Genomic DNA, 7743 nt, shown 5'->3' with positions numbered 1-7743 from the left:
TGGTTTGAAGAGATTTTCGAAGAGTATTAGTTATGAAATGGTGAATGAGTTGTCTCAATTGTGGTGTATAGTTGATGGGATATAGCTTGTTTACGCTTTAAAAAGAGCTCGCCGGCTCTTTTTACTTTATTCTCCTTCAAAGGCATCTTTTATATGGTCAAAGAAGCCTTTTTTCTTTGGATTGACTTTCAAGTCACCTGCAGCTGCGAATTCTTTAAGCGCTGCTTTTTGGCGATCGTTCAAGCCTGTCGGAGTCACGACATTGACTGTAACGTATTGGTCACCAACAGCACCACCACGAAGGCTCGGTGCTCCCTTGCCACGTAGGCGGAATTTCTTACCAGTCTGAGTTCCTTCTGGGATAACCAATTCAACATCTCCATGCACGGTTGGAATTTCCACAGTATCTCCAAGAGTAGCTTGGACGATATTAAGATTTAACTTGTAGAAAATAGTTGTTCCTTCACGTTCAAACTTATCGCTGGCTTCTACTGAAACCACTACATACAAGTCACCATAAGGTCCACCGTTAAAGCCTGCTTCACCTTGACCAGCTAGGCGAATTTGTTGACCAGTTTCAACACCGGCAGGGATTTTTACATGGACGCTATGAGCTTGTTTTTCATGACCTGTTCCATGACAGGTAGTACATGGATCTTTGATCTCTTTTCCGCGACCATGACAGACATCACAAGTTACTTGGCGACGCATCATACCAAGAGGAGTCTGCGTATCGACATTAATGACACCAGCGCCATGACAGCGTCCACAAGTGACTGGACTTGTCCCTGGCTTAGCACCAGATCCATTACATGTACGACAGCTGGCTTCACGATTGTATTTAACTTCTTTTTCTGTTCCGAAGATAGCTTCTTCAAAGGTTAAGTTCACACGATACTGGAGGTCATCCCCTTGACGAGGGGCGTTTGGATTGCGCGAAGCTCCGCCTCCTCCGAAAAAACTTGAGAAGATATCTTCAAAACCACCGAAGCCACCTGCTCCGTCAAAGCCGCCGAAACCACCAGCACCACCAAAGCCACCGTTGGCACCCGCAGCACCATATTGGTCGTAGGCTGCACGTTTTTGGTCATCACTCAAAGTCTCATAGGCTTCTTGAACTTCCTTGTATTTTTCCTCAGCACCAGGCTCCTTGTTGATATCTGGGTGATATTTTTTAGAAAGCTTACGATAAGCCTTTTTGATCTCGTCTGCCGAAGCGTTTTTTGACACCCCCAGACGATCATAAAATTCAGTATTGTTCATACAAGATACTAAGAGCGAACAGAAAGCGACTGAAATTTAGGAAACCGACAAGAAATCCTGATTTCTTAGGAGGTTTATCTAATTTCCAAGCTTTCCGCTCGAGTTCAATTACGAACACCCTTATTCCTTTCTATTAATCTTACGGAACGAAACCTCAATCTAGGTCGGGTTCAATTCCTTTCTTTTATATTAATGAGACAAAACCCCAACAAATCAGGTTCAGTCCCTTTTTACCGAAAAACAGAGGCTGGGTTACAACCTCTGGATTTCTTCCTATCATTATTACATTTAGACAATGAACCTTAGTAATTCGTCATTCTTAACGAGTTAGGCTTAACTGAGTTTCGGCTAAAAACTTCGGAAAAAAGATAAGCCATCTTTTGTGCATCGCATAAGGCGATGGCTTCCTATTTTTCTTTCGTTTTTTAAACGCCTCAACATCTGCACGCCCTAACCTCTTGGTGAAAAAGAGACGTAGCTGTTTTCGCTTTAGCGAACTACAGATATGGCTACCTTTAGGTTCAAATCTTTCTAGAAACTAAAGTTTCTGCGTCAGATTTCCTATTTTCACTGTGAGGTTTTAACGAGCTTTGCATCTTACTTCTCCGTAAACTCTCCGTCTACGACGTCATCGCCTGCGTTTCCTGTTGCTTGTGCGCCTTCTGCTCCTGCTTGAGCTTGTTGGGCTGCAGCAGCTTGTTCGTAGAGTTTAACAGCAAGTCCTTGTGCTTTTTCATTCAATGCTTCAAGTTTTGCTTTCATTTCGTCCAAGTTGTTGTCTTCTTGGGCTTTCTTAAGCTCATCAAGGGCAGCTTGGGCAGCATCACGTTCTGCATCGAAGCCTTTGCCTTCAGTTTCTTTGATTGTCTTTTCAGTCGCAAAGATAGCTTGGTCTACTTCGTTACGAAGGTCTACTTCTTCTTTACGTTTCTTATCTGCTTCAGCGTTAGCTTCAGCATCTTTCATCATGCGGTCGATTTCTTCGTCTGTCAAACCTGAGTTTGATTGGATAACAATTGTTTGTTCTTTTTGAGTTCCAAGATCTTTAGCCTTAACAGAGACGATACCGTTCTTGTCAATGTCAAATGTTACTTCGATTTGAGGAATTCCACGAGGTGCAGCTGGGATATCTGTCAATTGGAAACGTCCAAGAGTCTTGTTATCTGCTGCCATTGGGCGTTCACCTTGAAGAACGTGGATATCAACGGCTGGTTGGTTGTCTGCTGCAGTTGAGAAGACTTGTGATTTAGATGTTGGAATAGTAGTGTTGCGATCGATAAGTTTTGTAAAGACGCCACCCATTGTTTCGATACCGAGTGACAATGGTGTTACGTCAAGAAGGACAACGTCTTTCACATCACCAGTGATCACACCACCTTGGATAGCAGCACCCATGGCAACAACTTCGTCAGGGTTTACTGATTTGTTTGGTTCTTTACCAGTTTCAGCTTTCACAGCTTCTACAACGGCTGGGATACGAGTTGAACCACCAACAAGGATAACTTCGTCGATTTCTGACAAGCTCAATCCTGCATCTGAAAGGGCTTGACGAACTGGAACTTTTGTACGTTCTACAAGGTCACGAGTCAAATCGTCAAATTTCGCACGAGTCAAAGTCATTTCCAAGTGAAGAGGTCCAGCTTCACCAGCAGTGATGAATGGCAAGCTGATTTGTGTTGAAGTTACACCAGAAAGGTCTTTCTTAGCTTTTTCAGCCGCATCTTTCAAACGTTGCATTGCCATCTTGTCAGTAGACAAGTCAATACCATTTTCTTTCTTGAATTCTGCTACCAAGTGATCGATGATTTTTTGGTCAAAGTCGTCACCACCGAGTTTGTTATCCCCTGCAGTTGACAATACATCGAAGACACCGTCACCCAATTCAAGGATAGATACGTCAAATGTACCACCACCAAGGTCGAATACCAAGATTTTTTCTTCTTTGTCAGTCTTGTCCAAACCGTAAGCAAGAGCTGCTGCAGTTGGCTCGTTAACGATACGTTCTACTTCAAGACCAGCGATTTTACCAGCGTCTTTAGTTGCTTGACGTTGAGCGTCGTTGAAGTAAGCCGGGACTGTGATAACCGCTTTGGTTACTTTTTCACCAAGGTATTCTTCAGCGTAACCTTTCAAGTATTGAAGGATCATAGCTGAGATTTCTTGTGGAGTGTATTCTTTTCCATTTGCAGAAACTTTTTCAGAAGTTCCCATCTTAGATTTGATAGAGATTACTGTATCTGGGTTTGTAACTGCTTGACGTTTTGCGGCATCACCAACGATGATTTCACCATTTTTGAATGACACTACAGATGGAGTTGTGCGATTTCCTTCTGGGTTTGCGATGATTTTGCTTTCAGTTCCTTCAAGAACTGCAACTGCTGAGTTTGTTGTACCTAAGTCAATACCGATAATTTTAGACATGTGTTTTTCTCCTTAAAGTTTAATTCGAATTTTGATTTTTTGATATTCCCCTTAAGTGGTGGGGACGTGAGCAACTCCCTACGGGATTTCATCACTTATTTTTGAGCCTATTGTCTCAAAAATCCCCTGTTTCAGTAGCAAAAGCTACTGAAACTTTCACCACGGCGGGAAATATCTTCCTTGCAAGCCTCCGGCTTGCTTTTTATCCTTCTTCATAGTTTATTGTCGTTTCGGACAAGTTTTTACGGGCTTTGTATCCTAATTATAGACTACTACCATGGCTGGTCTTAAGATACGGTCATGGAGTTTGTAACCTTTTTGGAAGACTTGGGCGATGGTGTCTGCTGGGTGTTCATCGTCTGCTGGGAGAGTTTGGATGGCCATGTGATAGTTATGGTCAAATTCGCCGTCAGCTGCGATTTCTTCAATTCCTTCTTCTTTCAAAGCGTGAATCAAGCTCTCTTGCACCATCTCCAATCCTTTTTTGACATCGTCTGTCAATCCTTCAACTACAAGTGCACGTTCTAAGTTGTCAAGCGACGGTAAAATTGCTTTTGCCAGATCTTGGCTACGATAACGTTGCAAGTTTTGACGTTCTTCATTGGCACGGCGTTGAATATTTTGCATTTCTGCATGAGCGCGAAGGTATTTGTTTTCGAACTCATCCGCACGTTCATTTGCCAAGTCCAACTCAGACTTCTCAGGAGTTGTTTCTTCAGTTGCTTCCACAACTTCCTCTTCTTTCATTTCTTCGTTCTTTTTATCTTGGGCCATTTTCGCCTCCTTTAATGATTTCAAAATTAATTTACTTCGTAATGATTACTGCTGAGGTAGCGATAAAAATCTGTCAACTTCATCGTCAAAACACGATTGACCACATTGACTTGGTTGACCAATTGCTGATAATCTAGATTGACTGGACCGATAATCGCTAGAATTCCAAAACCTCGATAAGGAATGAGGAACTTACTGCTAATCACCGCCAAATCTGCTAGACAGGATTCCTGACTGTCTGCAACACGGACATTTTGCATTTGATCTTCATGCAGACCTTCACGAATCTCCAGAGCCACTTTTTGCGGTTGGTCAAAGAACTGATAGGCTGCTAGATTGGCAAAATTCAAGAGATTGACCTTGCCCGATACCACAATGTTTTCGTTGAACATTTCTTTAAAAATGTGTTCAAAGAGATCCATGACATTGTCCGTTGTTGTGAAGTAACGCTGGATAATCTGCGGAATCTCCGTCCGAATCTTGTAGTGAATATCTAGAACCGTGTGACCGAGGAAACGTTCTTGAATCAAGGTCTTGAGGCGATTTAAATCTTCCTGCAAGAAGTTCCTTGGAATCAGAAATTGACTGGTAACCGTTCGGGACTCGTCTAGGGTAAATACTGCCAAGGCTGTATGTTGCCCCAAAACAACGATATCAAAGGCTGTCAACCGTTGCCTGCTCGGCTCAACATCCAGTGCTACTACCGTACAGCCGCTCAGGTCTGTCAGTAGATTAGCAGCCTCTTGCAGGATATCCTCCAATTTGAAGAATTCCTGATCAAAGGCTTTGACAATCTCGTATACCTCATTTTCAGCCAGTCTGTCAAAAGCAAGCGAGTGTTTCACATAGTACTGAAATCCCGCGACACTTGGCATCCGACCGCTTGAGGTATGAGCCTTCTCAAGCAAACCCTGCTTCTCTAGAGCTGCCATGTCATTACGAATGGTAGCACTACTAGAATTGATAGACTCTTGTAGCGCCTTGGATCCGACAGGTTCGTGCGTTTTGGTAAAGATGTCAATGATCAGATTTAAAATATCCTGCTGACGCTCTGTAACCATCTCATCACTCCTCTCTGTCCGATTGATTAGCACTCTATGCACTCAAGTGCTAACTCATGATTCTATTATACACCCTTAGAAGAGAATGTCAAGACAAAAACTTAAAAAAATTAGCACTCTTTTATCAAGAGTGCTAAAAATCAGTCTACAGACCTAGAATCTTACTTCTCATCTACTTGGTATTTCCTTTTAAGTCTGAAAAAACCGTAGATTAGATAAGAAATCAAGCAAGCGTATAAAACGAAAATAATAAAGAAAGACTGAGACAAGTTTTCTCGATACAAACTCATGCAAACAACAAGACCACCTGAAAAAGTGGCTATACAGGAACGAAGTCTAGACCGCATAACTTCCCATCTGAGACCCTTACTCATATAGACTTTCTCCTCTGAAAGTATATCAGAAGTTGGTTTACGAAGAATTGAACAAAAACCTGTTTCTATCAATTCCCAACCGCTATTTCTAAAATCTTGTAGTTCATGCTTATACTTTTTAAGAAATCTAGAATCATAGATACGGTAGATGACATCGTCAGGTTGGCATTGGCAAAAATAGAAAAAACCAAAACGACTCGTTCTATATCTCCAACCTTTCAAGTGCATCTCATGTAAATATTCTTCTTCCTTGTCCAAATCAACAATGCTAAAAATCCGAAATTGTACTTTGCTATTCATTGTCTTACCTCCAAATCAGAAAACATACATGGTTTTATTTTTCAGATAATTCTTTCCACTTTTGAAACAAGCTCCAAAAAATATAAGAAATCTGAACCGCAAAAACTATCAATAAAACACAATCTATTATGACAATCAAAAACATTCCCCAACTGAAAGAACTAGCTCCACTGACAAACTTAGAGAAAACCGGTAGTAGAGCTAAAAATAGAATCAAAATAGGAAGCATCCGCATTATTAAAATCCGTTTGATCATAGCTAACTTCCCTGTAGCGTCATTATAGATTTCAAACTCAGTATCCGATTCAATTTCAGAATGTGGTTTTCTAAAATAGGAAAAACTATTAAAGTCTGTAATATGCTCCCAGCCACAGTCTTTAAATAGTTGTAAATAGGAGGCTCTCTCTGATTTTTTCATGGGATAAAAGTCCAACTGATAAGACACCTGCTCCGGTTGGCACTTTTCAAAAGTATACTTAACCGCAACTACTAAGTTAGAGTAGCTTACTTCCTTAAGTTTCCAGCCCTTAGCATGCATTTCCCCAAGGTATAAGGCCTCTCTATCATAATCCGCAATTGTAGATATCCGATATACAACCTTCTTTTCCATCATACTTCCTCCTGACTGTTTCTATAGAGCCGTTCAATACGTTTCAATTCAATCTCCAAAACCTTTCGTCCCAAATCTGTTATCTGATAGATTTTCCGTTTTTCCTCCTCTCGGACAAAGGAGATCAAGCCATCCTTTTCCATTTTTGACAAGGTTCCATACATAGTTCCAGGACTAATCAAAACTTGTGAATCTGTCATCTCCTTGACCTTTTGTGTAATACTATAACCATGACGTTCCTTTTGTAGACAGAACAAGATATAAAATCCTGTTTCCGTCATCGGAAGATAAACCCGACGAATCTTATCCGTCAATTCCATTTAACCCCACCTCCTATTTAGTTCGATATATCGCACCTCGTTATATAAACTATATCACATCTCGATATAAAATGCAAGAAAAAGAGAGAACGATTTCTCGTTCTCTCTTCTTAGACTCAGGAATTAAGAAGTCATTTTGTTATTTCCTAAGAGTTGCTTAGTCTTTCTTGCGAAGGACAAAAACTGCTAGGCTTGCAAAGGCAAGGCCAATGATTGAAAGAAGACCAGATACTGCTGAGCCTGTGTTTGGTAACAAGTTCTGATTTTGACTACTTCTTTCTTCTGGTTGACTAGTATTTCCAGAATCTTTAATTGGGGCCGGAGTGAATTCCCAGGTGCCTACGAAGTGTGCGTCTACTCCATTGATGGTTTCGGATGTCTTATCATAGGACTTGAAGCTCCAGGTACCTTCTGCTGTCTTAACTTCTGTTTGACTTGGTTGCGTCGGAGTCGCTTGGCTACCATCTTTCAAGTCTGTTTGATCTGCTGGAAGCAAGGATTTCACTTCTTGTGGAAGCTCTTTACCTGGAGTTCCGCTGACAAACTCATGAACCGCTTTATGAGTCACTGTTGGAACTGGAGTTGCTGTAAATTCCCATGTACCTACAAACTTAACATCT

Annotated in this window: 8 protein-coding genes; all 8 read right to left on the bottom strand. The window is 41.4% G+C overall.

What is annotated here, in order from left to right:
- Window positions 1-126 precede the first annotated feature (126 nt).
- On the bottom strand, window positions 127-1263 hold the full coding sequence (gene dnaJ / locus HMPREF2766_RS00350; protein ID WP_001066315.1) for a molecular chaperone DnaJ: 1137 nt from the start codon (window positions 1261-1263) through the stop codon (window positions 127-129).
- A gap of 597 nt (window positions 1264-1860) precedes the next feature.
- Entirely contained in the window at window positions 1861-3684 is a 1824-nt protein-coding gene (dnaK, locus tag HMPREF2766_RS00345) for a molecular chaperone DnaK (protein ID WP_042902036.1), read from the bottom strand.
- A gap of 258 nt (window positions 3685-3942) precedes the next feature.
- The gene (gene grpE, locus HMPREF2766_RS00340; protein ID WP_070567069.1) at window positions 3943-4458 is read right to left on the bottom strand and encodes a nucleotide exchange factor GrpE; all 516 of its coding nucleotides are present in this window, start codon (window positions 4456-4458) and stop codon (window positions 3943-3945) included.
- Between the two features lie 26 nt (window positions 4459-4484).
- Window positions 4485-5519: a heat-inducible transcriptional repressor HrcA gene (gene hrcA / locus HMPREF2766_RS00335; protein WP_070567066.1), complete on the bottom strand. Its 1035-nt coding sequence runs from the start codon at window positions 5517-5519 to the stop codon at window positions 4485-4487.
- A 161-nt stretch (window positions 5520-5680) separates the two neighbouring features.
- Complete coding sequence (locus HMPREF2766_RS00330; protein WP_044020265.1) at window positions 5681-6193, bottom strand: DUF2812 domain-containing protein; 513 nt, start codon at window positions 6191-6193, stop codon at window positions 5681-5683.
- Window positions 6194-6227: 34 nt separating this feature from the next.
- Window positions 6228-6803 (bottom strand): DUF2812 domain-containing protein, encoded by a 576-nt coding sequence (locus HMPREF2766_RS09770; RefSeq protein ID WP_044021696.1) that lies wholly within the window; start codon window positions 6801-6803, stop codon window positions 6228-6230.
- A complete protein-coding gene (locus HMPREF2766_RS00320) occupies window positions 6803-7123 on the bottom strand; it encodes a PadR family transcriptional regulator (RefSeq protein WP_044020263.1) in 321 nt (106 codons plus the stop codon). Before HMPREF2766_RS00320 ends, HMPREF2766_RS09770 begins: the two co-directional genes overlap by 1 nt.
- 157 nt (window positions 7124-7280) lie before the next feature.
- A partial coding sequence (locus HMPREF2766_RS00315) for an SHIRT domain-containing protein (RefSeq protein ID WP_186821419.1) occupies window positions 7281-7743 on the bottom strand: 463 nt, incomplete at its 5' end.

The sequence above is a fragment of the Streptococcus sp. HMSC076C08 genome (assembly GCF_001810825.1).
Taxonomy (GTDB): domain Bacteria; phylum Bacillota; class Bacilli; order Lactobacillales; family Streptococcaceae; genus Streptococcus.
Note: the sequence above shows the minus strand (reverse complement) of the source record. Positions and strands in the feature narration are given on the sequence as shown.